This window comes from Cupriavidus sp. FW305-F7 (assembly GCF_058782875.1).
The window spans coordinates 40,775-66,203 of sequence record NZ_JBYSYC010000011.1; the positions used below are offsets into that span (position 1 = coordinate 40,775).

Here is a 25,429-nt window from a genome sequence, read left to right on the forward strand (position 1 = left end):
CGCAGCCAGGCGCTCACACGCCCTCGCCCTTCGACTTCGCTTCCAGCACTTCCCAGCGCTCCAGCGCTTCCAGCAGTTCCATCTCGATCTCGTCGTGCCGGGTGCCCAGCTGCACGGCCTTGGGCGCATCGCTGACATAGAGCGAACCGTCTTCCAGCTGCACCGAGATCGCCTTCTGCTCCGTTTCCAGCGCCGCAATGCGCTCCGGCAGGCCGTCCAGCTCGCGCTGTTCCTTGTACGACAGCTTGACGGTCCGGTTGGCGCCGCGCGCCTCGCGCGAGTCCTTGCCCTTTGCCGGCTCCGCCGCCTTCTGCTCCGGCTTGCGCGCGGCCTGCAGCGCCACGCTGCGGGCCGACTGCTCGACCCAGTCGGAATATCCGCCCACCGACTCGCGCCACACGCCATCGCCCTCGGCGGCCAGGGTCGAGGTCACCACGTTGTCCAGGAAGGCGCGGTCGTGCGAAACCAGGAACACGGTGCCGCTGTAGTCCTGCAGCAGTTCTTCCAGCAGTTCCAGCGTGTCAATATCAAGATCGTTGGTGGGCTCGTCCAGCACCAGCACATTGGCCGGGCGCGCAAACAGGCGCGCCAGCAGCAGCCGGTTGCGCTCGCCGCCAGACAGCGACTTGACCGGCGAGCGCGCACGTTCCGGCGCGAACAGGAAGTCGCCCAGGTAGCTCATCACATGCTTGCGCTGGCCATTGACCTCGACCCAGTCGCTGCCCGGGCTGATGGTGTCGGCCAGCGAGCGCTCCAGGTCCAGCGCGGTGCGCATCTGGTCGAAGTACGCTACCTGCAGGTTGCTGCCATTGCGCACGGTGCCGCTGTCCGGCGCCAGTTCGCCCAGGATCAGCCGCAGCAGCGTGGTCTTGCCGGCGCCGTTGGGGCCGATCAGGCCGACCTTGTCGCCGCGCATGATGGTGGCGGTGAAGTCGCGCACCACCACCTTGTCGCCATAGGCCTTGCTGACGCCGGTCAGCTCCGACACGATCTTGCCGGAGCGGTCGGCCTGTGACACCTCCAGCTTGACGTTACCCTGGACTTCACGGCGCGCGGCGCGCTCGTTGCGCATCGCCACCAGCCGCTGGATGCGCGACACGCTGCGCGTGCGGCGCGCCTCCACCCCCTTGCGGATCCACACTTCCTCCTGCGCCAGCAGCTTGTCGAACTTGGCCTGCTCGACCTGCTCGGCCGCCAGCATCTCTTCCTTGCGCGCCTGGTAGGCGGCGAAGTTGCCGGGGAAGGACACCAGCCGGCCGCGGTCCAGTTCGATGATGCGCGTGGCCACGCGGTCGAGGAAGGCGCGGTCGTGAGTGATCAGCAGCACGCTGCCGCGAAAGCCCAGCAGCAGGTCTTCCAGCCAGCGGATCGCTTCCACGTCGAGGTGGTTGGTAGGTTCATCCAGCAGCAGGATGTCGGGCTCGGCCACCAGCGCCTGCGCCAGCGCCACGCGTTTCTGCAGGCCGCCGGACAGTGCCTCGACGCGCGTGTGCGAATCCAGCCCCAGCCGTGCCAGCGTAGTTTCGACGCGGGTGCGCAACTGCCAGGCGCCGGCGGCGTCCAACTCGGACTGCAGCCGATGCAATTCGGCCAGCGCGGCTTCGTCGTCGTGGCTCTCGGCCACACGGTCGGCGGCGGCCTCGTAGCGCACCAGCAGGTCGTGCGCATCGCCCATGCCCTGGGAGACGGCGTCGAACACGGTGATGCCCGCCTCGAACTGCGGCTCCTGCGGCACGTAGGCGCTGGTCACGCCGCTCTGGCGCGCGATCAGCCCGTCGTCCGGCGCCGACAGCCCCGCCACGATCTTCAGCAGCGAGGACTTGCCCGAGCCGTTGCGCCCGATCAAACCCACGCGCTCGCCGGCCTCCAGCGAAAAGTCGGTGTGATCGAGCAGGGCCACGTGCCCGAAGGCAAGCTGGGCGTCGGTAATGGAAAACAGGGCCATGGGAGAAAGACGAGACGACGAGAGAAAGGAGGGACGGCCTGGCAGCCAGGGCTGGCGTGGCACGGCAGCCCGCATTGTAGACGACCGGGGCCGGGCCAAGGCTGGCCCCAAAAAAGAAGGGCCCGCGCACTGCGGGCCCAAGAGTCTCTCCTCGGTGCCCTGCTCGCAAGGCACGAAACCAGCATAACAACGCCCCCCTGCCCGCTCCAGTCGGAAAAGTCCGTAAGGGAAAGCCCCGTCAACCGCGATTTCCGGACGCCGCCGCGGCAAATTGGTACGGCCAAGGCACTCATGCGAAGATGTCGGCCGTGCCAATGGCCTGCCGCCAACCTCATGACCACCGCTTCACTGAAATTGTCCGACCTGTCCGTGTCTGCGCTCGTCGCCGGGCTGGTCGCCACACTCACCGGCTATACCAGTTCGCTGGTGCTGATGATCCAGGCCGGCCACGCCGCCCACCTGACCGATGCCCAGATCTCCTCCTGGATCTGGGCGCTGTCGATGGGCATGGGGATCACCACCATCGGCCTGTCGCTGGCGCTGCGCGTGCCGATCGTGGTGGCCTGGTCCACGCCCGGCGCCGCGCTGCTGATCGCCAGCCTGCCCGGCGTGCCCTACGCGGAAGCCATCGGCGCCTTCCTGCTGGCCGGGCTGATGATGGCCGCGGCCGGCATGACCGGCTGGTTCGACAAGCTGATGCGCGCCCTGCCGGCCAGCATCGCCTCTGCCCTGCTGGCCGGCATCCTGTTCCGCATCAGCGTGGATGTGTTCGTGCAGGCGCAGCACCAGATCGTGCTGCTGCTGGCGATGTTCGCCGCCTACCTGCTCGGGCGGCGGCTGTGGCCGGCCTATGCGGTGCCAGGGGTGCTGCTGACGGGAGCGGTGATCGCCGGCGTGCTCGGCCAGCTCGATTTCTCGGGCGTGCGGCTGGCGTTGGCGGTGCCGGTGTGGACCACGCCGGCGTTCTCGCTGTCGGCCTTGGTCAGCATGGCGGTTCCGCTGTTCATCGTGGCGCTGGCCTCGCAGAACATCCCCGGGCTGGCCGTGCTGCAAGCCGACGGCTACCACGTGCCGGCCTCGCGCCTGATCTCGATCACCGGCCTGACCTCGGCCGTGCTGGCGCCGTTCGGCTCGCACGGCGTCAACCTAGCGGCGATCACCGCCGCCATCTGCACCGGCCCGCAGGCCGACCCCGACCGCAACCGCCGGTATACCGCGGCCGTGGTCTGCGGCGTGGGCTACCTGGTCGCGGGCACGCTGGCCGCCAGCATCGCGGCGCTGTTTACCGCCTTTCCGCAAGCGCTGGTGGTGGGTGTGACCGCGTTCGCGCTGATGGGCTCAATCGCCAACGGCCTGACCGTGGCCATGCAAATTCCGGCTGAGCGCGAAGCCGCGCTGCTGACCTTCATGATCACGGCGTCCGGCATGACCCTGGCGGGTGTCGGCTCTGCGTTCTGGGGCGTGGTGGGCGGCATGCTGGCGTTCCACGTGCTGCGCCAGCGCGCCGCCTGAGCATCGCGCTTGAGGCGCTAGAGCATCAGGAAAGCCACGTCCGCGTAGCTGATATGGTCGGGCGACACGCCCCTGCGGCGCTGGAACAAGACATGCTGCAGCACGCGGTCGCGGTGGGCCGCGAAGGTTTCCGGATCCAGGTTCAAGGCCACGCGCGCGTAGTGCTCGGCCATCAGCTTGTAGACGCGATGGCGCACCTGCAGCATCTCGCTCGCCGCCTGGAGCCGGCTCATTTCCCCCATATGGTCGTCGTCCAGCTGGCGCATGCTGACCACCACCCGGGCATGCATGCCCCGATAGCGATCGACCTCCGCATGGGCCTTGCGCAACTCCTCGCGCAGCGACCGCACTTCCTGCAACAGCTTCAGGTTGTGCTGCACGCCGCGTTGGATGCGCGAGGCCTCTTCCAGTGCGTGGTCCGCCGCGGCGATGGTGTCCTGCCACGGATTCGCGTCCGGTGCGGGCTCCCCGTCCCCGGACTGCGAAGACGTCCAGGCGGACGTGCCGTCGATGCCATTGTGATGCATACCGCTCCCCTTACCCCATGCCCGCCGCCGGCATCGTGAGGTTCGTGCCGGCTTGGTCGGGCTGACTACCGCGACTGCCTTGTAGGACTTTCTTGTGCCGCGGGCCGGCCATGCGCCCGCTTGTTTTCGCCTTTATAGCCACATTCAATCCCCCATTGCCGCTTTGCACAACCACCGCAAGGGAGGGACGCGGCTTTGGCGCAACATGCGGGGGCGCTAAGATGCCGGCTTCGGCCCATTTCGGCCCACCCATTTGTGCGCTCTCATGAACGGATACCTGCTCCTCGCCCTCGCCATCGTCGCCGAAGTCATCGCCACCAGCAGCCTGAAGGCGTCACAAGGCTTTACGCGGCTGGTCCCCAGCGTGCTGGTCGTGACCGGCTATGTGGCGGCGTTCTATTTGCTGATGCTGGTGATGCGGACAGTGCCGGTGGGGATTGCCTATGCGATCTGGAGCGGGGCCGGGATCGTGCTGGTGTCGCTGATCGCGGTGGTGCTGTACCGGCAGGTGCCGGACCTGGCGGCTTGCGCTGGGATTGGTCTGATTATTGCCGGCGTCGCCGTCATTCAGCTGTTTTCGAAGACGAGCGCGCATTGATCGTGGGCGACATGCAACCCTACCTGGGTAACCTAAACCGCGTATATGCAGTTGAAGTGCTCAATGGCAAGCGCGCCCTGAGTCTGGCCATGATTCGGCGGCTGCACCGTGACCTGAAGATTCCTGCCAACGTACTGATCGCCGAGCGCAGTGAGGCGTGAGCACCGGCGCAGCGGCTGGTGCGCGTGCTAGCCAAAGCGCGCATCGATCTGCGTCCTGGCCCAGTCCGAGGCATGCTGCCATGCCTCGCCTTCGCTGAAGAACTGGCCCGGAACAAGATGGTGATCGAAGACCTTGAGCGGCGCTCCATCTGCCGCTTTCGCGCAGATGGTCACCTCACCTTGCCAGGGCCCGCCAACGCCAAGGGACGTTGCCGATGCTTCATACCAGTGGTCGCGGTAATACGTGAACCCTTGGAGATCCATGTCTTTCTCCACCAGTGAGAGCTCAGGAAATACTAGTCGTTGGCGTCGCCTGAAGTGGCCTGGTCAATCTCCCGTTTCGCGGACGCATAGGCGTTATCGATCGCGACCGATTCCGAAGGAGCAAGCGCCCCAGTGTTGTGCCGGTGTCCGTGACCGCGGATGCCATATGACCAGTCCCACTGGCCGCTCGCGTCCTTTTTGGCCTGGATTGAGATCTCTCGGCCCTTGTATTTCAGTTCCATGGCGAGCTCTCCGGAGATTGGAGGATTGTTGGGCAACGGCATGTTGTCCCGGCAGATCAGTCGCCCCGCCGCTTGTCCTCATGCCGCGTCAGGCATTTCTGCAGGAAGCGGAACAGGTTAGTGCCGCAATGCACATGGACACGCGGCAGGCCGAAAGGGTTGTCATCGGCACGCGCCAGCCCGCGCTGCGTCAGCGTGGCGTTGTTGTAGCCGGCCTCGCGCACCATTTCCCGGTGCACCGCCTGCTGTTCGCCATAAGGGTAGCAAAACGCCGTGACCGGCATCGCCACCAAGGCCTCCAGCGCTGCCTTGGAGGTTTCAATCTGCCGGCGGGCTTCCGCCAGCGGCAATGCCGGCAGGTGCACGTGGTCGACCGTATGGGCGCCAACCTCCTGGCCGAGGCGGGCCCATTCCCGCACCTCTTCGGCGTTCATCAGCGGAGCAGGCGGCACGCCTTGGCTGGCGTCCCAGACATTGCTGCCGTCGATCTGGCCGGACACAAAGTAATTGGTGGCACTAAAGCCGAACTCCGCCAGGACGGGCAGCGCATGCCGGTGGACATTGCGGAATCCGTCGTCAAACGTGATCCCGAACACTTTGCCGGTAGACTCGCCCCGAACATAGGGCATGAGTTCGCGCATCGACAGGCCGCGATAGCCCAGCCGGCGCATCCAGGCGATCTGCTGGCGGAACTGCGCGGGACTGACGGTCAGGCCACGAAACGGCGCGCCGTGGGGCGGCACGATATCAATCTGGTGATAGGTCAGGATCGGGATCGACATGACGGGCGAAGCGCGCGGTTACTGGCTGGGGCTCTGGGTCAGCGCGGCTGGCAGGGGTTGAGGCCGCGCTCCCGGCTCGAGAACCGCGTGGTACACGGCGAGTGTGCCGGCGACGAAGGTATCCATGCCAAAGTACGCCCGACTCTTTGACCGGGCAGCCTCACCCATCTCGGCCAGCCGCTCAGGCGCCGACAGGATTTGCTCCAGCCGCGCCCGTAGTGCCGCGATGTTGGCGCATGGCACCACCCAGCCGTCCTGCCCGTCGGTCACGTTCTCAGGCAGGCCGCCGGCATCGGAAACCAGTGCCGGCAGGCCCATCGCCATGGCTTCGCGGCAGGCAAACGACAACGTCTCGCTCCGCGACAGCACAAAGGCGGTATGCCCTGCCGCCAGGGTGGGGCGAACATCGTCCAGCAAGCCCGTAAAAACGACCTGATCGCCGAGTCCCAGCGCCGCGACCTTCCCCGTCATGCATGGCAAGGGCGCTTCGCCAGCCAGGATCACACGCACACCACTACGCAAGTGGGCGGGCAATTGTGCAACGGCTTCCAGCAGGTCCGTCCAGCCCTTCTCGTAGCGGGTACCCGCGGTACTGACGAAGACCGTGCATGCCGAGCCGGCACCGAAGTATCGCGCCCGCAGCGCATCGGCCTCCGCCGGCGCCGGCGGTGCAAAGTGCCCCATGTCGATGCCATGGGACACGGTGGTCACCGGCACACGGCTGTACGGGGAGGTACGCAGCTTCCGGGCGACATAGTCGCTGACCGCAATCACATGGTGGGTACCAAGGCACGCGCGCAGCCAGTTGCCGACACTGTTGCTGCGGTGATCGTTGTGCTTTGTATAGACAACGCGCGGCCGGCGCAAGGCAACCAGGCGCACGAGCATGACCAGCTTGTGATCGGCTGAACCGTTGACATGGATGATATCGAAGCGCCCAAGGGTGATGATCCGCCAGAGCGCCCACAACTCGCGCAGCCAGCGCAGGCCTCTCGGCGCAAAATCAACCGCCGCCACCTCGACGTCTGCGTGCCCACTGGCAAGCCGGAACAGACGGCTGGTCCGGGGAGCCGCCACGGTCACTTCATGTGCCGGCGCCAGCCCTGCCAGCAGGTTGATGACATAGGTGTCATGCCCTCCACCGTTTCCCCGGTGAAAGTTCGTGAACAGCACTCGCAATTCTTTCTCCACCGCCGGCATTCCTTTGTTGCCAGACTAGCATTCAATCATTACAGCAAATTACAGAACCACCCATGAGGGTTCGCCCGAAGCCCCAGCGGGCGGGTCCGCTTTGATCCACATTTTCCGCCTTCTTCGGCAAAAATCGCCAAAACAGCGGCGGGATAGCCATCACATTGCCTCGGGATTGGCAGCTACCAGCATCGCACAGCTATCGATCGTGCCACTGTCGTAACATTCCGTAACGTGTTGAGAATGCTTCTCGTTGACAGCATCTGTCAAGGCAGCAAGCTGCCGATACCGGCCGTGAAGGGGGAGCGTTGCCAACTTGCGCCTCGCGCAGGGCGGCCGCCAAATCTTGTATGGCGGTATGTCGCGGGAGAAAAAAATGGAACCGCCTGGCAAAGATCGGGAGCTTGCGCCGACGTGTTTGAGGGGGGTTTTGGGGGAAAGCCCTGGCTGTGGTCCCGCCGACAGGATTCATAAATCCGCAGGAAACCGTTTATGGGCGCGGGATTATAGGATTGTGATATTCCCAGTGCCCTTTACGGTGCCCCGAAAATAATTTGCTGCCCGATTTGGCGGTTGGGTACACTGTATATCCATACAGTACTCAAGCGAACCGCTATGGACATCATACTCGCCGCGCGTTCGGTGTTCCTGGAGGCGCGGTTCTTTGCCGACGACCTGGTCGAAGAGCGGCTGGCCTGCGAAGGTGTCAGCGAGGCGCGAGACGGGATCACCGTCCATGGCCTCGATGTGCGCCATGTGCGCGCGCTGCGCTGGACGCCTGACTACCTATCTTTTCACGCCGATGGCCGAGTGCAGCGGCACCCGGTAGCTCCATGGATAGAACTCGGGCCGAGCACGGCGATGTTCGCGCGCCGCCAGCGGCCATAGCGAGAGGATAAAAATCCGTGTGATCCGGGAGATTCCTGAGTTACCGGCACCAATCCGTCAGACCACAAAGATTTTACGTCCATGCCAGCCAAAGAATTGCCCCGGGATCTGCCAGCGCTGTCGGAAGACGAGTTGCGCGACATCGGCCTGCGGCATCGCAACCCGGATGTTCGGGACTTGCTTTTGGGAAATTGCGCGGTTGCGCGTAATAGTGCAGCAGGCCCACTACATCGCAGAGCTGCTGTACGGGGCAGGCGGGGTAATGGCCGATAGCTGGCTGCGCACCTTAACGGATGAACCCTGCATCGTCGAAAAGCTGGAGGCAGACTATGCCAGTGGCACTCCAGGCTCGCGAGGGTGGCGCGGGGAAGTCAGGACGCCAGAGCAAGAAGTCCGGCTGGCAACGATGAAGGCGGAAGCGCTACGGCGCATTGCTGTGCGCAGGGCACGCTGGCGCAAATAGCGCAGGGCGTCGTCGCCTTGTCCGGCGGCGCCATCATCCGCGCGCTGGACGGCACCTGGCACCGGCCGTTCACCACGCTGGAGTTGGCGGCCATCCACTCGCTGATCGAGCCGGTGGAATACCTCGAGCTGGACTGGCTGAGCGACCAGGCCTGGCGCGAGCGCATCGGAAATGCAGTGCCGCCGGACGCTGCTCAGGCAATCGCGGAGGTGATGGGCACGACGCTGTTGCTCGCAGAGACCGGCGAGACGTTCAAGCTGTCGGCCACGCCGGTGTGGGTGAGGCCTGTCGCAGTGGCCTTGGCAGTGGCTCAGCCGGCGGAGGCGATGTAATGGGCTATTTTCCGGATAACAAGGCCGCCACCGCCACAGATGCGGAAACGATAGCAATACCGAGAGCCCATTTCGAAATGCGGAGCGCTTGTCGCGCAGTCTCGGCTTGGTCCTGCGCCGCCCCCGCTGCCTGCTCCGTCGCCAGAAGCGCTCGTTCCTCGCGCAACTCCGCGCGCTGGCTGTCGATCCGATCGAGATATGCACGAGCGTTCTCTAAACGCCTATCGCCGAACGTGTGGCGCTCTACGTGCTGCCGGAATTCGTCTTCGCTGTGTTTAGCAATCCACTCGAGTATTTCGGCATCGGTTTCGAAGTTCGCCATGGCTTGCCCCCTATCGCTCCAAAAAAGCGTAGCACGCTAAGGTAGCAAGGCGGATAGGGATGGCGGCGTAAGCCTATTCCTCCACGCCAAGAATTACATCCACCGCGGCTCTGCCGGCAAGTTCGGCGACCAGGTATGCCCAACGCTGCGAGTACGGCCCGCCGAAGACCTTGATGCGCTTTCCAATGGCAGCGACTCCAGGCGGGCTCATAGGTCCTTCAATCTCGAACCAGACGTTGAACATGTCCTCGGACACTTTTTGTACATCGACATGGATGTCGAATCCACGGTACTCGGTCACGCGCTCCATGGCGGCCTCCAATCCATTCAAGGCATCCTAGCATGACGAAAGAACGCCCCATCCTCTTTAGCGGCGCCATGGTGCGCGCCATCCTGGGCCGCCGGAAGACCCAGACCAGGCGCGTTTTTAAACTGCCGTGGGCCGAGTGGTATGTCAGCGGTGCAACGCAGGGCGAGAAGACTGGCGACCTTGTCCCGAAAGACCCTCGCAAGCGCGGCCGGTACTGCATCGAGGAATTGCCCTGCCCTTACGGTCAGCTCTTCGACCGCCTCTGGGTGAAGGAGGTCTGGGCTGCCGGCGCATGCGCGGACGGGCTGCGGCCGGCCATGCGGCATCCCGGCACCTGGAAGGTCGACAACGGCGGCCTCTGGTATCCGGCCGACGCCACCGAGCCGAAGCACCCGATCTCGCCACGCGGCAAAACCCGCGTGAGCATCCATATGCCCCGCTGGGCGTCGCGCATCACGCTGGAGATCACCGGCGTGCGCGTCGAACGGCTGAACGACTGCAGCGAGGCGGACGCAATCGCCGAGGGCATCGCACCGGAACTGGATGGATGGACCGACTACAGCAACCCGAGCTGCCAGATGTGCCTGAACCCGGTGGACTCATATCGCACGCTGTGGGACAGCATCAAGGCGCCGGCGCGTGGGAAGCCAATCCTTGGGTGTGGGTGGTGGAGTTCCGGAGGGTTCAGCGTTGACCCTCGATCCATGCTTTCGCCCATGCGATGCCTGCCGCGACGGCAAGGTTGAACGTTGCATAGGAGCCCAGAGGCTCAGACGCCTCCAGAATGAGATGGTCCTTTTGCACGGTGCCAAAGGCTTCGAACGAACCATCAGCCAGTTGCTTCGCAAAGCCACGAACTGTGTAGTCCTGGTAGCTCTCGATTGTCATGACGACCTCCGATCTGGAAGGGAAATCCTAGCATGCCCCGACACCGCCATTCCTGGCCGGAGGCTGACGGCTCGACCGTCCACACCGAGCTAGGCATCATGTGGGCCTTCAAGCTGATCAACATACCTCTGAGCCCACGTGATGCCTTCGCTCTGGGCACGTTCCTTCCATTCGTGAAGTCCCAGCACGTCGGACTCCTTGATGATATGGCGGCCTCTGCTCACGCGCCCCAGGGATGCGAACACTCCGTTGCCGGCGGGTTTTGCGAACCCATCGACTATGTAACCACGATACCTTGCGATAGACATCGTAAGCCCCCTCATACCGACAACCGAGGATCCGTCGCAATCAATTCAACGGCCATTTAATACACCCTAGCACGCGGCGCGCAGCTGCACATCCTGGTCACCCCTCGCCTTGAGGGTGGCGCTTAAGGAGATTGGGGTATGAAGCGCTTGATCGAACCCACCCTCGACGGCGAGGCCGGTTGCATCCTCTCCGACTGCGAGCAGTACCGGTACCGGCTCTGGCGACAGTGGGACGAAAGCCGGCCGGCGCTCGGCTTCATCATGCTCAACCCGTCTACCGCCGACCACCAGGTCAACGATCCGACCATCACCAGGTGCATGCAGCGGGCACTGGCCGGCAAGTACGGCCGGCTGGAGGCGGTGAACCTGTTCCCGCTGCGCTCAACCGACCCGGAGGGCCTGCTGACGCACTCTGCGCCGCTCGGGCGCGAGGACACGGCGAACTGCTCGATCATGGACGCGCTGGATCGCTGCTCGCTGGTGATTTGCGCCTGGGGAGCGCACAAGGCGGCGCCGGCGCGCGCGGCCGAGGTGCTGCGGATCATCAGGATGTCCGGGCACGGCACCCTGCTGCACCATCTGGGCCTGAACAAGGACGGCAGCCCGAAGCACCCCCTCTACATCGCAGCCAGGACCCGCCCGCAGCCGTTCAGCTTTTGAGGCTAGTCCTTTTTGAAATTGGACAAGCCATCGACGAAGGCAATCGACTTTCCATATGTCCTCGACAGCTCGAGTATCAAGTCATAGTTCATAGAGGTCGGAACAGTGATCTTCGAACCGGACCGCTACGAAAGCTCCACCAACTCGCGAATCACATTCGTAGGAAATAGAAGAAGCCAGCGTCAGGTCGCTACCATTGCGGACGATCTCCCTTAGCACATCGTACGAAGCCATAATTTCTCCTGTCTTCTCTTCCTGCTTCACGGCACCAGAGTCGCGACCATCCGCAACGATGGCCCGGGCGGCATCGCGCTGCGCGCGCGCCTGGGCTAGGGACACTTCCGGATAGGTGCCGAAGCCCAGCCGGTTTTCCGACCCGGATGGTCTGAAGTACCGGAAGCGCCAAAGCTTGCGGCCATCCGTCATTACCTCGAGAAACAGGCGCCACCACCGTCGGCGAGCTTGTACGCCTTCTCCCTCGGCTTGGCGTTGCGGAGTTTTGTATCGGATAGCGGCTCGACGCGGATGGGCCGCGAACGTCGACTGCCCGGAATGCCTTGATTTACTTGGGGAAAGAGAACTTCAGAGAACCACAGCGAACCATTCTGTGGTCCCGCCGACAGGAATCGAACCTGTATCTAGCGCTTAGGAGGCGCTCGTTCTATCCATTGAACTACGGCGAGGGACAGGACCGTCAGGATCGGGAACCGCGGGCGCGGTGATCCTGGAGACGGCCCGGAGTATATCAAAATCCGCAACTGCCCGGCTCGCCCGCGATGGTGGACCCGTCCCGGCGGCCTCGCCCGGCAAGGCGGCCGGACGATGGCAGGCGCGTCGGCCGGCCGGCATGGCGCAGGGCGCGGCGCCCCGGCCGGTGGCGGCCGCGGGCGCAACTGGCGGCGGCAGTGGCGCAACTGCGGTGGCAGGCTTGTCCGCGCAGGTTGCAACGCAGTTCCCAGTCGATCAGTCCGGACATGGCAGTCTCCTTGATTCGGTGATGGCCGCGCGCTTCAGGCGAGGCTCAGGCCCAGGTTCAGGCCGCCCAGTTGGGCTTGCAGCAGCGCGCCCAGCAGCAGCCAGCCGATGTGCAGCGCGGCGCGCGGGCGGCGCATGCATGTTTCCACTTGCTCGCTGCGGCTTTCGCCGGACAGGCACCAGGAGCAGAAATGCTCACAGTTGTTGGTCAGCAAGTGGTAGGCGTTTTCGCCCACGCGGGAACGGGCGCGTTCGACGGCCTGGCGGCCGGCGAAGCGGGCGCAGGGTTCCGGCCTGACGGCGATGCCGAAACCGGCGGCGAAGGCTTCAAGGGTAGTTTCTTCAACCGGCGCGGCTTGCAGGGAGCGGGCGAAACCGGCGTAGTGGATGACGCGGCCGGCGCCGGCATAGATCCCATGATGGGCGTAGCCGTGGCGATCGGTGACCAGGTGGGCGCCGAGCGGCAGCGGGTCGGCGAAGCGATCGTCGCCGCCGGTAGCGCGTTCTTGTTGTTCCTGGATGTTCATGGCTGGCCTCGGTCTGTCTGGTTGCTGCAGGCATTGCTGCTCTATGCCAGACCAACCGCATCAACCATGCCAACACCAGGGAGCGACGGCAGGGCAATGGTTTGGCGGGAATCCGAGGGTTTTGGAGGGGATGGACTGTCGGATGGCAGCCAACTGCATGGCGGCCGATCTGTTGGCTGGCTGGCACCATTCGCCGCGCGCGGCGAGGCCTGCCGCGCCATGCTGTGGCACGCGCCTTGCTCAATACCGGTACCGCACCCGCCCATGGCCGGTGTGCGCGGCGCCGGCGGGCAGCCGGTATTCGGGTGGATCCGCCCGTTCGTGCCCTCGTCTGCGCTGCCGCTCGGGACAGTGATCATCTTTTACGAGATCAACTACAGCTTCTATGCTGATCAGATGAACAACCAGTTCCAGAACATCGATATCCGCAACAACGCGCCAAACGCCAATATCAATGTCCTGGGCGACCAGGGCGCGAGGAACGACGGCCGGCTGATCTGATGCTGATCTGAGGGCCAGCGCCGCCGTGGCAGCGCCCCGGCTAGTCCGGGGCTTCACGCGGACCGGAGACAAGATTGGGTTTCGACTCGCACTTCCAGTGGACCTCGGCCGCATGCACGGACGTCGGGCGCGTGCGCGAACGCAACGAGGACGCTTGCCTGGACCTGCCCAGCCAGGGCCTGTGGGCGGTGGCCGACGGCATGGGCGGCCATGCCGTGGGGGACTTCGCCAGCCAGGCCGTGGTCCAGGCGCTGGCCACGTTGCCGCCGCACCCCCGACTGGAAGACCGGGTCGACGCCACGCGCGCGGCGCTGCAGGGCGTGAACCTGGCACTGGTCGATGAAGCGGCGCGCCTGGGCGTGCGCTGCATCGGCAGCACGGTGGTGGTGCTGCTGGCGGGCGATCGCCGATGCGCCTGCGTGTGGGCCGGCGACAGCCGCCTGTACCGGCTGCGTGGCGGCCAGTTCGCCCGCCTCACGCGCGACCATAACCAGGTCGAGCGCCTACTGGCGCGCGGGCTGATCACCCCGGAAGAGGCGCGCCACCATCCCGCGCAGAACACCATCACACGCGCCGTAGGCGCGGCCCCGACGCTGGCGCCGGAGCAACTGCTGACCGAGGTGGCCGATGGCGACGTCTACCTGCTGTGCAGCGATGGCCTGAGCAACGAGGTCGACGATGACGACATCGCGGCGGTGCTAGCACAGCAGGATGTTGCGCAGGCCGCGCCGACGCTGGTGCAGATGGCGCTTGATGCCGGCGGCCGCGACAACGTGTCGGTGGTGGTGCTGCGTGCGGCGGACCCCTACGGCTCAGACAAGACGCTGGTCAATCCCGAACTGGACGCCTGAAGGCACGACCCCCAGCAGCCTCGGCCCCCCTGCCCCTTGCTACCCCTTGCCGCCTTCGGCCTGCCGGCTGGCGCGGAAGTCCTTCGAGTGGATGCCGTGCTTCTTCAGCAGCATCTGCAGGTGCGAGCGGTTCATGTCGAAGCGCCGCGCCAGTTCGGCGACGGTGCCGCCGACTTCCTGCAAGCCCCGCTCGAGGAAGGCCCGCTCGGCCTCGTCGCTGGCGGCGCGCTTGGCCTCGCTCAGCGACGTCGCCATGGTGATGTCCGCGGCTGCCGTGCCCGCGCCGACCACCGCCAGCGCGGCGGGTTTCGGCCGGATATCCTGCGGCAGATGGGCCAGGTCGGCGGTGTCGCCGGCCAGGCAGCTCAGCCGGTACAGCAGGTTGCGCAGCTCGCGGATATTGCCCGGGTAGTCGTAGTGCAGCAGGAAGTCGCGCAGCCGCGGCGTCAGCTTGAGCGGCCGGCGCTTGAGCATGCCGGCGGCCTCGTCACTGAAGTACGACACCAGCAGCGGGATCTCGTCGCGCCGCTCGCGCAGCGACGGCAGGCTGACGTGGATCACGCTCAGGCGGTAGAACAGGTCCTCGCGGAAGGTGCCGGCCTGGCTCATGCGGCGCAGGTCCTTGTTGGTCGCCGCGACGATGCGCGTATCGACCGAGATCGCCTCGTCCGAACCCACGCGCTGGATCTCGTGCGCTTCCAGCACGCGCAGCAGCTTGACCTGGCCGGTCAGCGGCAGCTCGCCGATCTCGTCCAGGAAGATGGTGCCGGTATGCGCGCTCTCGAACTTGCCGCGGCGGTCGTTGCTGGCGCCGGTGAAGGCGCCCTTCTTGTGGCCGAACAGCTCGGATTCGAGCAGGCTGTCGGGGATGGCGCCGCAATTGACTGAGATAAACGGCTTGTCAGTGCGTGAGCCGTTGGCATGGATCACCTTGGCCATCAGCTCCTTGCCGGTGCCGCTCTCGCCATCGATCAGCACCGGCAGGTCGGTCGGCGCCGCCTTCTCGGCAATCTCCAGCGCCTCCAACAACTTGGGGTTGTCGCCGAAGGTGCCTTCGAAAATAAAGCTGCGCTCCATCAATGCCTGACGGCGCTCGCGCGGCATGCGCTCGACTTCCTCCTGCGGCGGGGCGGCCTCGGCCGACGCCGCCTGCACGAAGCGCTCCTTGTGCGACAGCCCCATCACCTCGTCGCGCAGCGTGGTGGCCTGCTTGAGCAGCTTCTCGATCTCCGGCCGGTCAAGCCGCGACGACCAGCGCAGCGTGGAGCGCAGGATCTCGATCTTCTCGATCAGGCCGGCGAACGACACCGGCGAGGTGGCCGAGGCGGGGGTGGCACCCTGGTTGTATAGCTTCATGCTGCGCTCAGTTGCTTCTGCACCAGTTGGAAATACATGCCCTTGCGCTCGATCAGCTCCTCATGCCGGCCCTGCTCGACGATGGCGCCTTCATACAGCACCAGGATCTTGTCGGCCTGCATGATGGTGCTGAGCCGGTGCGCGATGATGACCGCGGTGCGCCCGCGCAGGATCTCCTGCATATTGGCCAGGATGTTGCTCTCTGACTGCGTGTCGAGCGCCGAGGTGGCCTCGTCGAACACCAGCAGGCGCGGGTCGTGGTACAGCGCGCGGGCGATGCACAGGCGCTGGATCTGCCCGCCGGAAAGCCCGATGCCACGCTCGCCCACCACCTGCTCGTAGCCCAGCGGCAGCTTGCTGATAAAGGCGTGGGCGTCGGCCATGCGCGCCACCTCCTCGATACGGCGCCGGTCTGGGCTGTCGTCGCCGCAGGCGATGTTCTCGGCGATGGTGCCCGAGAACAGCAGGTTGGACTGCATCACGTAGCCCACCTGCGCGCGGTAGAACGCCGCGTCGATCACGTTCAGGTCGTAGCCGTCCACCGACATCGAGCCCTCGGTGGGCTTGTAGAAGCCCACCAGCAACTTGGCCAGCGTGGTCTTGCCGGAGCCGCTGCGCCCGACGATGGCCACCATCTCGCCCGGCCGGATGGCGAAGCTGATGTTCTCCAGCACGTAGGGCGTGTCTTCGCCGCCGTAGCGGAAGTACAGGTCCTTCATCACGATCTCGCCCTGCAGGTCGGGCAGCATCACGCGCGACAGTACGTCCTGCGGCTTCTGCTCGGGCTCCAGGTCGAGCACGTCGCCCAGGCGCTCCATCGCCACGGCGGCATCGTTGAGCTGGCCCCATAACGCCACCAGCCCCATCAGCGGCGCCAGCACGCTGCCCATGAAGGCGTTGAAGGCAATCAGCTGGCCGATGGTGAGCTCACGCTCCAGCACCAGCGTCGCGCCCACCCACAGCACTGCGATGGTGGTGGCGGCGTTGAGCAGCTGGCTCACCAGCCCCACCAGGATATGGAAGGCCTGCGCCCGGTATTGGGCGTCCAGCGCCTTGGCGTACTTGCGCTCCCAGCGCAGCCGCACCGGGCGCTCGATGCCCATGCCCTTGACGGTCTCGGCGCCGCCCAGCGTCTCCATCAGGTAGGCCTTGGCATCGGTCGACGCCGAAAACACCTCGCGCGCATAGGTCTTGACCTTCGGCGTCACCACCACCGTCAGCGCCGCGATCGGGATCACGAAGGCGATCAGCAGCAGCGTCAGCTTGACGTTGTAGAGGAACATGATGGTGAAGTAGATAAACACCATGAGCATGTTCAGCGCCGTGGTCACCGTCGATTCGGTCAGGAAGGCGCGGATGGTCTGGTTCTCCTGGAAGCGCGCGAAGATGTCGCCGGTCTTGCGCTTGGCAAAGAACGACAGCGGCAGCGCCAGCGTGTGCTTGAAGAAGTGCGACATCATGGCGAAGTCCATGTTGCGCACCATGAAGTTGGCGAGATACGCGCGGATGGTCGCCATCAGCTGCGAGAACACGCTGGAGATGATCAGCCCCACAATCAGCAGGTGCAGCAGCCCCACGTTCTGGTGCACCACCACGCCGTCCAGGATGTTCTGGATAATCAGCGGCGGCACCACCCCCAGCATCTGGATCACGAAGGTGGCCAGGAACAGGTGCGCCAGGATCTTCCGGTACGGTGCCAGGTAGCCGATAAAGCGCAGCCACGGCGAGCGCGACACCGACAGCTGGGTCATGCTCTCGCCCGGCCTGAACAGCAGGCAGGTGCCACTCCAGCCGCGTTCGAACTCCTCCGCGCTCATCTTGCGGAAGCCGATGGCCGGGTCGGCCACCCACACCCAGCGCGACGAGATCCCGTACACCACCACGTAGTGGTAGCCCTCCCAGTGCACGATAAAGGGCAGCTCGAAGCCCATCAGCGAATCCCGCGTGCACTGCACCCCGCGCGTGGTGAAGCCGAGCGATTCGCCGGCGCGTGCCAGGCTGTCCAGCGTGGCGCCATGGGTGGTCACGTTGGCCAGCTCGCGCAGCTTGCCCAGCGTCATCGGGATGCCGTAGTGCCGGCAGATCATCGCCAGACAGGCCGCGCCGCAATCCATCTCCTCGGCCTGCTCCACCAGCGCAAAGCGGCGGATCAGCTTCTCGCCCAACTCCGGTTTGGAATGCAGGTCGAGCAGCACCGGGCGCTTGCGCCGTTCGGCCAGCTTCTTCTGCCGATGCAGCTCGCGGTCCAGCACGCGGATGCGCTCTTCCAGCACCTCGCGCAGGCGCGGGTTGCGCTCCAGGATCAGCTGCACCGTCTTCTCGGGAATCACCAGCAGGCGCACGTCGGTCTCGGCGATGGCCGAGGCCAGCTGCTCCTGCCGCATCACGCAGGCGCGCTCGCCGAAGATATCGCCCTGCCCCAGCGTCGCCAGCGGGAACTCGCTGCCCTCCTCGCTGCGCACGATGCGCACCGTGCCCTGGCGCACCACATAGAGGCGGCGGTCCTCGCGCCCATCCTGCTTCAGGATCTCCTTGCCGGCCGCCACGCGCTTGACGCCGACGCTGCGCACGGCGTCTTCCAGCTCCTGCTTGTCGAGCTTGCCGCGCAAGTCGAAGAGCCGCGCGACAAAGCCGCCGGCCGAACTGATCGCGACATAGCTGGTGATAAACGCAAGCGCCGCCGGGTTGCCCGCCACCACGGGCTCGCCCACGCTGCGCGGGATCATCAGCAGCTCGGTCTTGCCCGAGGCGCGCACCGACGACTCATGGCGGTAGTCGCGCAGCAGCGCAATATCGGCAAAGACCTCGCCGGCCTTGCGCACGCCCATGCTGATTTCCTTGCCGTGCTCCTCGTTGAACACGCGCACCGAGCCGGACTTGACGACAAACAAGCCCGGCGCCGCTTCGCCGGCATTGCAGACGGTGTCGCCAAAACCGAAGGTCAGCACCTGCGCGGCTTCCGCCAGGCGTGCCAGCTCCTCCGGCGTCAGCACCGACAGGATCTCGACAGAGGCAAGAAAGGCGACCAGCGCCGATCCTGCCTCCGGCTGGTCCGGGGCAGCCGCCGCGGCGCGATCACCGGCCTGGCCGGACTCGCTAGCGGGCTTCGATGACATGTTCCTGCGCCCTGGCCATCAGCCAGTCTTCGCGCAGCAGGCGGCGCACTTCCACCGCCACCTCACTGTCCAGCGTGGCCGGGTGCTTGCTGCGCACCAGGAAGACCTCGAAGAAGGAACGGTCCGCCGCCGGGAACGGCCCCAGCAGGTCGCCCGGCTCGGCGTTGAAGACCTTGGCCTCGATATCGGTCTTGAGCGAGCCGCGCAGCACCTTGCCGATCTCGCCACCGCGCTCGCGCGTGTCGGCAATGGAATGCTCGCGCGCCATCTCGGCGAAGGCCTCCGGATCATCCTGCAGATACGAGATCAGCTCCTTGGCCTTGCCCTCGCTGTCGACCACGATATGGCTGACCTCGATGCTATCGAAGCGCGGCGAGTTGAGCGCAAAGTACGCCTGCACCGCGGCCTCGCTGCAGACCTGCTCCATCATCCGCTCCTGGTAGAGGCTGTCGGTGACAAAGGCCTCGAACTCATCCAGGCTGATGTTCAGCGCATCCAGGTAGTGGTTCATGTCGGCAGCGCGATGCAGGCCCTGCACGCGGCGGAACTGGTCCGCGCGTTCCTGGATCTCCTCGGGCGTGACCACCATGCCTTGCCGCTTCGCCGCGTGCACCGTCAGCTTGTCGCGCACGATCTGCTCGATCAGCCCTTCGAACTGCCCGGTCAGCTTGAGCAGCCGCACGAACTCCTCGACGCCGAGCACCTCGTCGTCGATACGCACAATGCCAGTCATTTTCTCGGCTCCTTTTGGCGGCCCCACGCGCTTGCGCGCCAGGCTGTCCAGATGTGCTGTGCTTGTGTTCCCCCCGACTGCCCCGGCCACGCTAGCCGGCCACCTCTCGGAACGGGTCCAGCCCCAGGTCGATCAGGCGGCGTTCGCGCACCACGATCTCCGCAGTCGCGGTCATGCCGTAACGCAACGGATACTTGTTGTCGGCCACGGCGTAGTAGTCGCGTGCCAGGCGCACGCGGCCCTCGTAGACCGGCTGCTTGTCGGGCCCGCCCGGCTTGGTGGCGGGCGAGATGAATTCCAGCGTGCCCTCGATGATCCCGTAGCGCTGGTACGGGAAGGCACTGAACTTGAGCTTGACCGGCAGCCCTTCGCGCAGGAAAGCGCGGTCACGCTCGGCGATGACGATCTTCACCACCGGGCGCGCATCCTTGGGCGCAATGCCGCCCAGCGGCGTGTTGGCCTGCACCTTGTCGCCGCGCTGGGTGGAGGTGACATCGGTGATCACGCCCGACACCGGCGCCAGGATCAGCAGGAAGTTGTCCTTGTCGATGTTCTCGAAGCGGATGCGCGCCGCCGCGTCCGCCACCAGGCGGGCGGTCTGCACCTGCAGGCGCAGCTTGTCCTCGGTGTTGGCGATCTCGCGCAGCGCCGCGTCGTACTGCACGCGCAGCCCGGCCAGGTCCTGGCCGCTGCTTTCGAGCTGTGAACTGGCCTGGGTAAGCTCGCGGCCCAGCCGCGCGTCCAGCTCTGCCAGCCGCGACTGCGCCACGCGCAGGTTGTTCTCCGCGTCCTGCGCCGCGGCGCGCTTGGCATCCACCTGCGACTGCGAAACGCCACCGCCACCCGGCAACGCCAGCAGGCGCGCGTAGCGGTCCTGCTCCTGGCGCGCGAACTCACGCGCGCGCCTGGCGTTCTCGAGGTTGCTGCGCGCTTCCTGCAACTGCGCGCGCTGCTGTTCGGCAAGCCGCGTGGTGCCTTCAGCGATACGGGTCTCGTGCTGGCGCGTAGCAACGTCGATCTGCTGCTTGAGCGCCGCCGCACGGCGTTCCATCAGCGCCTTCTTGTCGGGGAACTGCTTCCATTCGCGCTCGGAGTCTTCCAGCTTGAGCTGCGCTTCCAGCGCATTGGCCGCAGCCTCGATCGCGCCGCGCGCGTTCAGGCGCGCCAGCACGTCGTCCTTGGACACGGGTTGCCCTTCGGCCACGTAGAGGTCGGCCAGCTCGCCGTCCACCGGGGCATAGAAGCGGCGCACCTCGGATTCCGGCGCCAGCGTGCCCTGCGCCGTGACAATGACATCGGCATGCCCGACGAAGGACCACACCAGCCCGCACAGCACCAGCGCGAAAGTCGTGACGATGGTCAGCAGTCCCAGGCGCGACGGCTCGGCACTCAACAGGCCAATGCCCTCGGCGCTGTGGTCTTCCAGCGCCTCGGAGAGTGGCTTGAGGCCGCCCTGGCGGGCATCGTCCTTCATGGCTGCCCCGCTTGCTGTGGCGCCGCGGCGGCCGCGGCTGGTTCCGGCGCCTTGCCGGTGTCTTCACCGCCGATCAGTTCCAGCTTGGTCTTGAGCACGGCGGGATCGAGCACGGTGCGCAATTCGCGCAGCGCGTGCCGCTGCTGGTCGGCCTCGGCGCGGATCTCTTCCTCGATCTTGGCGAGTTGCGCCAGGTCGGCGCTTTCCCCCGCGCGCAGTTGCGTGAAGATACGCATGCCCTGGCGCGCGTCTGTCTGCGCCTGCGACAGCAACCGGGCCTGCGCGCGGAATTTGGGCGAGATGCCGGGCTCGAGCCGCTGCTCGCTGCCGATCACGCCATTGCTGCGGTATTGCTTCCATGCGGCGACGGCGCTGCCCATCAGCTCCCGCGCGCGCCGCAGGGCACTGTCGCGCACGCCGTTGACGTCGGCCTCGACCGCCTTGGCGAAATGGCCGTCTTCGTCGGCATCGAGCATGGCGTAGAAGCCCAGCAGCCGGTCCTCATAGTCCTTGCTGCCGCGCGCGGACTGCAACTCGGCGTACTGTGCCGCCACCTTCTGCTTGTGCGACAGGTCGCGCGCGAGGTCGTCGGCCCAGGGGCCGCCGCTGATCTGCTTGATCCCCGCGAGCGCCGCGGCACTGTCGCCCTGCTGCCACGCCCTGGCCGCACTGGCATACTGGCGCACCATTTCCGGCGGCGGCAGGCGCGCGGCCAGGTAGTTGAACTGCGCCTGGAACGGCGGCGTGGCGAAGCGGCTGTCGGCCAGCCGCGCCACCAGCGGCCCGGGCCGGCGCGCGCGCAGTGCCTGCATCAGCGCGGTGTAGCGGTCCAGGTCTGACTGCACGCGGTCCAGCCCGGCCAGGCGCGGATACTTCTCGCGGTACTCGGCGATGACCGGCTGCAACGCCTCCGGGCGGTCGCGGCCGAGTTCGGCAGCGATGGTGGCGTTCAGCCGGTCGATCGCCGCCAGGTAGACCGAGGCATCGTTCTGCAGGCGGCGCACATCACTGAGCGCATCGGCATAGAGATCGCGGAACGCCGGCACATCGGCCGCGATGCGCCCGAGTGCGCGCTGGTGCGCGGTAGTGTCCTGGTTCCAGTACGCCAGCAGTTGCCGGATCGGGGCCTCGTCGGTGTAGAGGCGGATCGGCGCGTCGGCGCCGCGCTGCGCGGTGAAGCGTTCGAGCCGGCCGATCCAGTCGAGCTCGGCCACCAGCGGCCGCGCATCGGCGTTGTGCGCACTGGGCTTGCGCATCCGGGCCAGCGCGGCATCGGCGCCGCTGACATCACCGGCCTTCAGCCTGGCAGCAAAATCGGGCACGTAAGCGCGCATCAGTGCCTCGGTGCCGAGGGCCTGCACCTGGGCATCGTCGGGATGACGCGCCAGGTAGTCGTCGGCGGCCTGCGCCGCGCGGGCGTGATCGCCGGCGGCAAACAAGGCCTGCACTTCGCGCTCCGCCGCACCGCGCCAGTACACGGCCGCACCCGCCACTATTGCGAGCAACAGCAACGCGCCGCCCCATCGCCCCGCGCGCCGCGTGCGTGCGGGATCGTCCAGGCCGAACAGCCTGGCGCCTTCCGCCAGCAGCAGCGCGGCACGTCCGCGCTTGCGGCGTGCCTGCGCGCCGTCGTGCGCCGCCGTGGCCGCCGCGGCCTGTGCCTCGGCCTCGGCGTTGACCTCGTCGTCCTGCTGCGCGGCATAGTCGACGCAGAAAATGTCGAGGAAGGAATCGGCCGCACCGACAAAGGTGGTGCGGTCATCCTCGTCGCGTGCGGCCGGCGGCGGGGAAGCGGCCGGCGTATCCGGTGCCGCGGCGACGGGCTGCAGCATCGAGCGCGTCGCGGTGGCATCGCCATCGCCCGTGCGCTGCACCTGCGCCTGGTAGACAAAATGGTTGCCGCCGAAGGCGATCAGGTCGCCGTCGTCCAGCGGCACGCCGTGGTCTGCCAGGCGCTTGCCGTTGACGAAGGTGCCGTTGGTGCTGCCCAGGTCTTCCACGAACGGCACGCCACCCTTGAGGTACACGTGCGCGTGGCGCCGCGACAGGTAGTTGACCTGCTGCGGATAACTGTCGCGGTAGCGCGCGAAGGCATCGTCGGCCTTGCTGATCAGGTACGGGAAGCCGTCCACGTGCAGCGGCTGCAGTCCGACATCGCCGCGTTCGGGCACCAGCGTCACCGCCACCCGCGGCGGCTCGGGCTGCGGCGCGCGCGGCGACAGCCGGACCCGGAACGACAGCGCAGGCCCGAAGGCCACCTCATCGCCATCGCTGAGCTGCGCCGGCTGGCGCGCCACCGCCGCGCCGTTCACGCGCGTGCCGTTCTTGCTGCCGAGATCCGCCACATATACCGCGCCATGCTCGGCGAAGATGCGCGCATGCCGGCGCGACAGCGGCGCGGCCAGGTCTTCCGGGTAGGCGGCAAACGGCAGTTCGCTGCGGCCGACGGCGAACAGGTCTTCGTCGATGCGGATCTCGCCCAGCTCGGGGCGCGCGACGGGCGTCAGGAATACATCGAATTCCTGTGCCAGATCCTGAGAGAACTCCCGAGCGAATCCCTGGGCCATTTTCACCGGCATTTCCATGATCAGTGCTTCGTCAGGAGCCATGTTTCCAGCGAGCCAACAGCGCGGCTGCCGCGGCGGCAGGCCAGGGGGGTGAAGCGACTAAGAACATAGTAGGCGACGGCTAAGGCTAGTCAATCGGGCGCGGGACGCGCGGTTGGCACGGGAGCGGCACATGCAGCGGGGCAAGCGGCCGAGGCTACGGTCGCGTTGCGCAACGCGTTGCTTACGCCGGCATCACATGAACACCGCCACGGAACCTCTGGCAGCACTTATTGCACTGGATTCGAGGCCGCGTTGCGCACATCGGTATCGGGCCAGCCGCCGCCAAGCGCCTTGTACAGGGTGACGGTGTCGGCCAGGATCTGTTGGTGGACCGCCAACAACTGCAGTTGCGCGGCCAGCAGCGAGCGCTCGGTCTCGAACACTTCCAGCTGCGAGACCACGCCCTCTTTCAGTTGCGCCTCGATCTGCGCGGACACGACGCGCAGTTGCTCAACCTGCTGCTGCAACTCGATGCGCTGCTTCTTGTGCGCGTCGACATTGACCAGTGCGCTCTCCACCTCTTCGAACGCGGTCATCACGGTGCGGCCATATTCGTTTTCCACCACGCCCACCTGCGCCTCGGTGGTCTTCACGCGCGCGCGCACGTTGGGATCGAGCATCGGCAGGTTGATGCTGGGCATCAGGCCGAAGGTGAAGGACTTGAGCAGGGAGTTCAGCGCAATGCTGGCGGCGCCGCCGCTGGCGGTCAGGCTGATGGTGGGCAACTGCGCCAGGCGTGCCTGGCCGACGATGTTGTAGGCCGCCAGCACGCGGTATTCAGCGGCCACCACATCCGGACGGCGCGCCAGCAGCTGCGACGGCAGCCCGGCCGGCACCGCGGGCGGCTGCACGCGGTCCTGCAGGCGCCCTGCCGGAACCTTGAGATTGCCTGCGGGCACGCCGACCAGCGTCGCCAGCGCGTTTTCGGCCACATCGCGCGAACGGCGCAGTTCAAGCAGGTCCTTGTTGAGACGGTTGATTTCCGCCTGTTGCTGCATCACGCGGATCTTGGGCACCAGGCCATTCTGGTACATCGCCTGGAAGGTGGACAGGATCTGCCCGTTCTTGGCGACGGTGCGCGCTTGCTGCTCGATCTGCTCGTCGAACTGCAGGATCTGGAAGTAAGTGGTCGATACATTGGACACCAGCGTCAGGTAGCCGGCACGCCAGTCGGCCTCGGTCGCATTGAATTCGGCGGTCTGCGCCTGCACGCCCTTCTCGACCTTGCCCCAGATATCGATGTCCCAGTTCAGCTGGGCGGCGGCGTTATAGGTCGTGACGGACTTCTGCCCCGAGGTCTTTTGGAAGTTCGCGCTGGCGCCGATACCGATCACGGGCAGCGCTCCCGCGCGGGCCTCGCCGATCTGCGCGTTGGCCACGCGGATTCGCGCCGCCAGCACCTTGATGTCGTAGTTGCCGCCCAGTGCCTGTTCGATCAGCTTGTTGAGGTAGGGATCCTTGAAACCGTGCCACCAGTTGGGCTGCACCGCTTCGGCCGGCGACACCGTGATCGAACCCTGGCGCGTCCATTCGGCCTTGGCCGGGGTTTCCGGGCGCTGGTACACCGGCGGCCGGAAGTCGGCGCAGCCTGCCAGCAGCGCCGTGCAGACAGCCAGCGCGGTCAGCCAGGCAGTACGGTGCGGCGCGGCGGTTGACTTAACCCCGGGGGAGGCAATGATGGATTCGGACACGATGGGTTCCTGCGTGCGACGGCGGCGGGCGGGATGCACTTGAGTTATCCATGGCATGCCGGGGGCCGCGAAGTCTGTCTGTATTGTGGAGCGCGCGGACGCGCGCACCAACCCCGATATGCATGAGGTCAGCGGAAGGTGTTGTCCAGTGGGTTGGTCTCGAGCATCGGGTTGGAAGAGACAACCGCAGGGAGCGTGCCAGC

Annotated in this window: 25 protein-coding genes, 1 tRNA gene and 2 pseudogenes; 9 read left to right on the forward strand and 19 right to left on the reverse strand. The window is 66.1% G+C overall.

Annotated elements, in window-relative coordinates:
- Nucleotides 1-13: 13 nt before the first annotated feature.
- A complete protein-coding gene (locus tag AC3WL8_RS12570; RefSeq protein ID WP_492378329.1) occupies nucleotides 14-1,945 on the reverse strand; it encodes an ATP-binding cassette domain-containing protein in 1,932 nt (643 codons plus the stop codon).
- Between the two features lie 333 nt (nucleotides 1,946-2,278).
- Here AC3WL8_RS12570 and AC3WL8_RS12575 point away from each other — a divergent pair, with 333 nt between their 5' ends.
- Nucleotides 2,279-3,457 carry a benzoate/H(+) symporter BenE family transporter gene (locus AC3WL8_RS12575; RefSeq protein ID WP_492378330.1) on the forward strand — a complete coding sequence of 393 codons (1,179 nt, stop codon included), beginning with the start codon at nucleotides 2,279-2,281 and terminating at the stop codon, nucleotides 3,455-3,457.
- A gap of 17 nt (nucleotides 3,458-3,474) precedes the next feature.
- Here the strand turns inward: AC3WL8_RS12575 and AC3WL8_RS12580 are convergent, their stop codons facing one another.
- Complete coding sequence (locus tag AC3WL8_RS12580) at nucleotides 3,475-3,984, reverse strand: hypothetical protein (RefSeq protein WP_211980004.1); 510 nt, start codon at nucleotides 3,982-3,984, stop codon at nucleotides 3,475-3,477.
- 265 nt (nucleotides 3,985-4,249) lie between these two features.
- Between AC3WL8_RS12580 and AC3WL8_RS12585 the strand changes: the two genes are divergently transcribed.
- Complete coding sequence (locus AC3WL8_RS12585; protein ID WP_010813574.1) at nucleotides 4,250-4,582, forward strand: DMT family transporter; 333 nt, start codon at nucleotides 4,250-4,252, stop codon at nucleotides 4,580-4,582.
- A 2-nt stretch (nucleotides 4,583-4,584) separates the two neighbouring features.
- A pseudogene (locus AC3WL8_RS12590) lies at nucleotides 4,585-4,743 on the forward strand (transcriptional regulator); the annotation flags it as partial.
- 27 nt (nucleotides 4,744-4,770) lie between these two features.
- Here AC3WL8_RS12590 and AC3WL8_RS12595 read toward each other — a convergent pair.
- From AC3WL8_RS12595 to AC3WL8_RS12610, 4 genes are read right to left on the reverse strand one after another with little or no spacing between them, the layout of a single operon-like run.
- Complete coding sequence (locus tag AC3WL8_RS12595; protein WP_041228032.1) at nucleotides 4,771-5,007, reverse strand: hypothetical protein; 237 nt, start codon at nucleotides 5,005-5,007, stop codon at nucleotides 4,771-4,773.
- Between the two features lie 32 nt (nucleotides 5,008-5,039).
- Nucleotides 5,040-5,249 (reverse strand): hypothetical protein, encoded by a 210-nt coding sequence (locus AC3WL8_RS12600; protein WP_018313432.1) that lies wholly within the window; start codon nucleotides 5,247-5,249, stop codon nucleotides 5,040-5,042.
- Nucleotides 5,250-5,305: 56 nt separating this feature from the next.
- Nucleotides 5,306-6,031, reverse strand: coding sequence for a polysaccharide deacetylase family protein (locus tag AC3WL8_RS12605; RefSeq protein ID WP_211980006.1), 726 nt, complete (start codon nucleotides 6,029-6,031; stop codon nucleotides 5,306-5,308).
- Nucleotides 6,032-6,049: 18 nt separating this feature from the next.
- Nucleotides 6,050-7,231 (reverse strand): glycosyltransferase family 4 protein, encoded by a 1,182-nt coding sequence (locus AC3WL8_RS12610; protein WP_211980007.1) that lies wholly within the window; start codon nucleotides 7,229-7,231, stop codon nucleotides 6,050-6,052.
- A 606-nt stretch (nucleotides 7,232-7,837) separates the two neighbouring features.
- Between AC3WL8_RS12610 and AC3WL8_RS12615 the strand changes: the two genes are divergently transcribed.
- Both AC3WL8_RS12615 and AC3WL8_RS12620 read left to right on the forward strand, forming a co-directional pair.
- Entirely contained in the window at nucleotides 7,838-8,110 is a 273-nt protein-coding gene (locus AC3WL8_RS12615) for a hypothetical protein (protein ID WP_492378331.1), read from the forward strand.
- Between the two features lie 492 nt (nucleotides 8,111-8,602).
- Nucleotides 8,603-8,905 (forward strand): annotated as a pseudogene (locus tag AC3WL8_RS12620) (DNA cytosine methyltransferase); the annotation flags it as partial.
- Between the two features lie 4 nt (nucleotides 8,906-8,909).
- On the opposite strand, the gene AC3WL8_RS12625 reads toward AC3WL8_RS12620, so the two are convergent.
- Both AC3WL8_RS12625 and AC3WL8_RS12630 read right to left on the reverse strand, forming a co-directional pair.
- Nucleotides 8,910-9,227, reverse strand: a complete 318-nt coding sequence (locus AC3WL8_RS12625; protein WP_041228034.1) for a hypothetical protein — start codon at nucleotides 9,225-9,227, stop codon at nucleotides 8,910-8,912.
- Between the two features lie 73 nt (nucleotides 9,228-9,300).
- The gene (locus AC3WL8_RS12630; RefSeq protein ID WP_492378332.1) at nucleotides 9,301-9,537 is read right to left on the reverse strand and encodes a hypothetical protein; all 237 of its coding nucleotides are present in this window, start codon (nucleotides 9,535-9,537) and stop codon (nucleotides 9,301-9,303) included.
- Nucleotides 9,538-9,569: 32 nt separating this feature from the next.
- Between AC3WL8_RS12630 and AC3WL8_RS12635 the strand changes: the two genes are divergently transcribed.
- Nucleotides 9,570-10,283, forward strand: a complete 714-nt coding sequence (locus AC3WL8_RS12635; RefSeq protein ID WP_492378333.1) for a hypothetical protein — start codon at nucleotides 9,570-9,572, stop codon at nucleotides 10,281-10,283.
- Here AC3WL8_RS12635 and AC3WL8_RS12640 read toward each other — a convergent pair.
- A complete protein-coding gene (locus AC3WL8_RS12640; protein WP_492378334.1) occupies nucleotides 10,222-10,425 on the reverse strand; it encodes a hypothetical protein in 204 nt (67 codons plus the stop codon). The two genes, AC3WL8_RS12635 and AC3WL8_RS12640, sit on opposite strands and share 62 nt — an antisense overlap.
- Nucleotides 10,426-10,871: 446 nt before the next feature.
- On the opposite strand from AC3WL8_RS12640, the gene AC3WL8_RS12645 reads away from it, so the two are divergent.
- On the forward strand, nucleotides 10,872-11,393 hold the full coding sequence (locus AC3WL8_RS12645; protein WP_492378335.1) for a DUF1643 domain-containing protein: 522 nt from the start codon (nucleotides 10,872-10,874) through the stop codon (nucleotides 11,391-11,393).
- An 81-nt stretch (nucleotides 11,394-11,474) separates the two neighbouring features.
- Here AC3WL8_RS12645 and AC3WL8_RS12650 read toward each other — a convergent pair whose 3' ends face one another.
- From AC3WL8_RS12650 to AC3WL8_RS12665, 4 genes are all read right to left on the reverse strand, one after another.
- Complete coding sequence (locus AC3WL8_RS12650) at nucleotides 11,475-11,819, reverse strand: Arm DNA-binding domain-containing protein (protein ID WP_492378336.1); 345 nt, start codon at nucleotides 11,817-11,819, stop codon at nucleotides 11,475-11,477.
- Between the two features lie 182 nt (nucleotides 11,820-12,001).
- A tRNA-Arg gene (locus tag AC3WL8_RS12655) sits at nucleotides 12,002-12,076 on the reverse strand.
- A gap of 62 nt (nucleotides 12,077-12,138) precedes the next feature.
- The gene (locus AC3WL8_RS12660; protein ID WP_013957486.1) at nucleotides 12,139-12,369 is read right to left on the reverse strand and encodes a hypothetical protein; all 231 of its coding nucleotides are present in this window, start codon (nucleotides 12,367-12,369) and stop codon (nucleotides 12,139-12,141) included.
- 34 nt (nucleotides 12,370-12,403) lie between these two features.
- Nucleotides 12,404-12,895, reverse strand: coding sequence for a lecithin retinol acyltransferase family protein (locus tag AC3WL8_RS12665; protein ID WP_013957487.1), 492 nt, complete (start codon nucleotides 12,893-12,895; stop codon nucleotides 12,404-12,406).
- Between AC3WL8_RS12665 and AC3WL8_RS12670 the strand changes: the two genes are divergently transcribed.
- On the forward strand, nucleotides 12,875-13,396 hold the full coding sequence (locus AC3WL8_RS12670; RefSeq protein ID WP_492378337.1) for a hypothetical protein: 522 nt from the start codon (nucleotides 12,875-12,877) through the stop codon (nucleotides 13,394-13,396). The genes AC3WL8_RS12665 and AC3WL8_RS12670 overlap by 21 nt on opposite strands.
- Before the next feature lie 74 nt (nucleotides 13,397-13,470).
- Nucleotides 13,471-14,247, forward strand: coding sequence for a PP2C family protein-serine/threonine phosphatase (locus AC3WL8_RS12675; protein WP_013957489.1), 777 nt, complete (start codon nucleotides 13,471-13,473; stop codon nucleotides 14,245-14,247).
- A gap of 39 nt (nucleotides 14,248-14,286) precedes the next feature.
- Here the strand turns inward: AC3WL8_RS12675 and AC3WL8_RS12680 are convergent, their stop codons facing one another.
- The 6 genes from AC3WL8_RS12680 to AC3WL8_RS12705 all read right to left on the reverse strand — a co-directional run bounded on the left by AC3WL8_RS12680 (nucleotide 14,287) and on the right by AC3WL8_RS12705 (nucleotide 25,283).
- On the reverse strand, nucleotides 14,287-15,603 hold the full coding sequence (locus tag AC3WL8_RS12680; RefSeq protein ID WP_013957490.1) for a sigma-54 interaction domain-containing protein: 1,317 nt from the start codon (nucleotides 15,601-15,603) through the stop codon (nucleotides 14,287-14,289).
- Nucleotides 15,600-18,719 (reverse strand): peptidase domain-containing ABC transporter, encoded by a 3,120-nt coding sequence (locus AC3WL8_RS12685; protein WP_013957491.1) that lies wholly within the window; start codon nucleotides 18,717-18,719, stop codon nucleotides 15,600-15,602. The genes AC3WL8_RS12680 and AC3WL8_RS12685 overlap by 4 nt, the downstream gene beginning before the upstream one ends.
- Entirely contained in the window at nucleotides 18,700-19,452 is a 753-nt protein-coding gene (locus AC3WL8_RS12690; RefSeq protein WP_013957492.1) for a peptidylprolyl isomerase, read from the reverse strand. The genes AC3WL8_RS12685 and AC3WL8_RS12690 overlap by 20 nt, the downstream gene beginning before the upstream one ends.
- 91 nt (nucleotides 19,453-19,543) lie before the next feature.
- On the reverse strand, nucleotides 19,544-20,926 hold the full coding sequence (locus AC3WL8_RS12695; protein WP_013957493.1) for a beta-barrel domain-containing protein: 1,383 nt from the start codon (nucleotides 20,924-20,926) through the stop codon (nucleotides 19,544-19,546).
- Nucleotides 20,923-23,535, reverse strand: coding sequence for an FHA domain-containing protein (locus AC3WL8_RS12700; protein ID WP_211980008.1), 2,613 nt, complete (start codon nucleotides 23,533-23,535; stop codon nucleotides 20,923-20,925). The genes AC3WL8_RS12695 and AC3WL8_RS12700 overlap by 4 nt, the downstream gene beginning before the upstream one ends.
- A 227-nt stretch (nucleotides 23,536-23,762) precedes the next feature.
- A complete protein-coding gene (locus AC3WL8_RS12705; RefSeq protein WP_013957495.1) occupies nucleotides 23,763-25,283 on the reverse strand; it encodes an efflux transporter outer membrane subunit in 1,521 nt (506 codons plus the stop codon).
- Nucleotides 25,284-25,429 lie beyond the last annotated feature (146 nt).

What these genes read in the sequence shown, in the direction of transcription:
- AC3WL8_RS12700 (WP_211980008.1), bottom strand. Translation starts at nt 23,535, where the DNA reads ATGGCTCCTGACGAAGCACTGATCATGGAAATGCCGGTGAAAATGGCC.
- AC3WL8_RS12665 (WP_013957487.1), bottom strand. Translation starts at nt 12,895, where the DNA reads ATGAACATCCAGGAACAACAAGAACGCGCTACCGGCGGCGACGATCGC.
- AC3WL8_RS12635 (WP_492378333.1), top strand. Translation starts at nt 9,570, where the DNA reads ATGACGAAAGAACGCCCCATCCTCTTTAGCGGCGCCATGGTGCGCGCC.
- AC3WL8_RS12605 (WP_211980006.1), bottom strand. Translation starts at nt 6,031, where the DNA reads ATGTCGATCCCGATCCTGACCTATCACCAGATTGATATCGTGCCGCCC.
- AC3WL8_RS12625 (WP_041228034.1), bottom strand. Translation starts at nt 9,227, where the DNA reads ATGGCGAACTTCGAAACCGATGCCGAAATACTCGAGTGGATTGCTAAA.
- AC3WL8_RS12575 (WP_492378330.1), top strand. Translation starts at nt 2,279, where the DNA reads ATGACCACCGCTTCACTGAAATTGTCCGACCTGTCCGTGTCTGCGCTC.
- AC3WL8_RS12660 (WP_013957486.1), bottom strand. Translation starts at nt 12,369, where the DNA reads ATGTCCGGACTGATCGACTGGGAACTGCGTTGCAACCTGCGCGGACAA.
- AC3WL8_RS12690 (WP_013957492.1), bottom strand. Translation starts at nt 19,452, where the DNA reads ATGACTGGCATTGTGCGTATCGACGACGAGGTGCTCGGCGTCGAGGAG.
- AC3WL8_RS12705 (WP_013957495.1), bottom strand. Translation starts at nt 25,283, where the DNA reads ATGCCATGGATAACTCAAGTGCATCCCGCCCGCCGCCGTCGCACGCAG.
- AC3WL8_RS12615 (WP_492378331.1), top strand. Translation starts at nt 7,838, where the DNA reads ATGGACATCATACTCGCCGCGCGTTCGGTGTTCCTGGAGGCGCGGTTC.
- AC3WL8_RS12630 (WP_492378332.1), bottom strand. Translation starts at nt 9,537, where the DNA reads ATGGAGCGCGTGACCGAGTACCGTGGATTCGACATCCATGTCGATGTA.
- AC3WL8_RS12610 (WP_211980007.1), bottom strand. Translation starts at nt 7,231, where the DNA reads ATGCCGGCGGTGGAGAAAGAATTGCGAGTGCTGTTCACGAACTTTCAC.
- AC3WL8_RS12570 (WP_492378329.1), bottom strand. Translation starts at nt 1,945, where the DNA reads ATGGCCCTGTTTTCCATTACCGACGCCCAGCTTGCCTTCGGGCACGTG.
- AC3WL8_RS12680 (WP_013957490.1), bottom strand. Translation starts at nt 15,603, where the DNA reads ATGAAGCTATACAACCAGGGTGCCACCCCCGCCTCGGCCACCTCGCCG.
- AC3WL8_RS12685 (WP_013957491.1), bottom strand. Translation starts at nt 18,719, where the DNA reads ATGTCATCGAAGCCCGCTAGCGAGTCCGGCCAGGCCGGTGATCGCGCC.
- AC3WL8_RS12695 (WP_013957493.1), bottom strand. Translation starts at nt 20,926, where the DNA reads ATGAAGGACGATGCCCGCCAGGGCGGCCTCAAGCCACTCTCCGAGGCG.
- AC3WL8_RS12595 (WP_041228032.1), bottom strand. Translation starts at nt 5,007, where the DNA reads ATGGATCTCCAAGGGTTCACGTATTACCGCGACCACTGGTATGAAGCA.
- AC3WL8_RS12645 (WP_492378335.1), top strand. Translation starts at nt 10,872, where the DNA reads ATGAAGCGCTTGATCGAACCCACCCTCGACGGCGAGGCCGGTTGCATC.
- AC3WL8_RS12640 (WP_492378334.1), bottom strand. Translation starts at nt 10,425, where the DNA reads ATGACAATCGAGAGCTACCAGGACTACACAGTTCGTGGCTTTGCGAAG.
- AC3WL8_RS12600 (WP_018313432.1), bottom strand. Translation starts at nt 5,249, where the DNA reads ATGGAACTGAAATACAAGGGCCGAGAGATCTCAATCCAGGCCAAAAAG.
- AC3WL8_RS12580 (WP_211980004.1), bottom strand. Translation starts at nt 3,984, where the DNA reads ATGCATCACAATGGCATCGACGGCACGTCCGCCTGGACGTCTTCGCAG.
- AC3WL8_RS12585 (WP_010813574.1), top strand. Translation starts at nt 4,250, where the DNA reads ATGAACGGATACCTGCTCCTCGCCCTCGCCATCGTCGCCGAAGTCATC.
- AC3WL8_RS12650 (WP_492378336.1), bottom strand. Translation starts at nt 11,819, where the DNA reads ATGACGGATGGCCGCAAGCTTTGGCGCTTCCGGTACTTCAGACCATCC.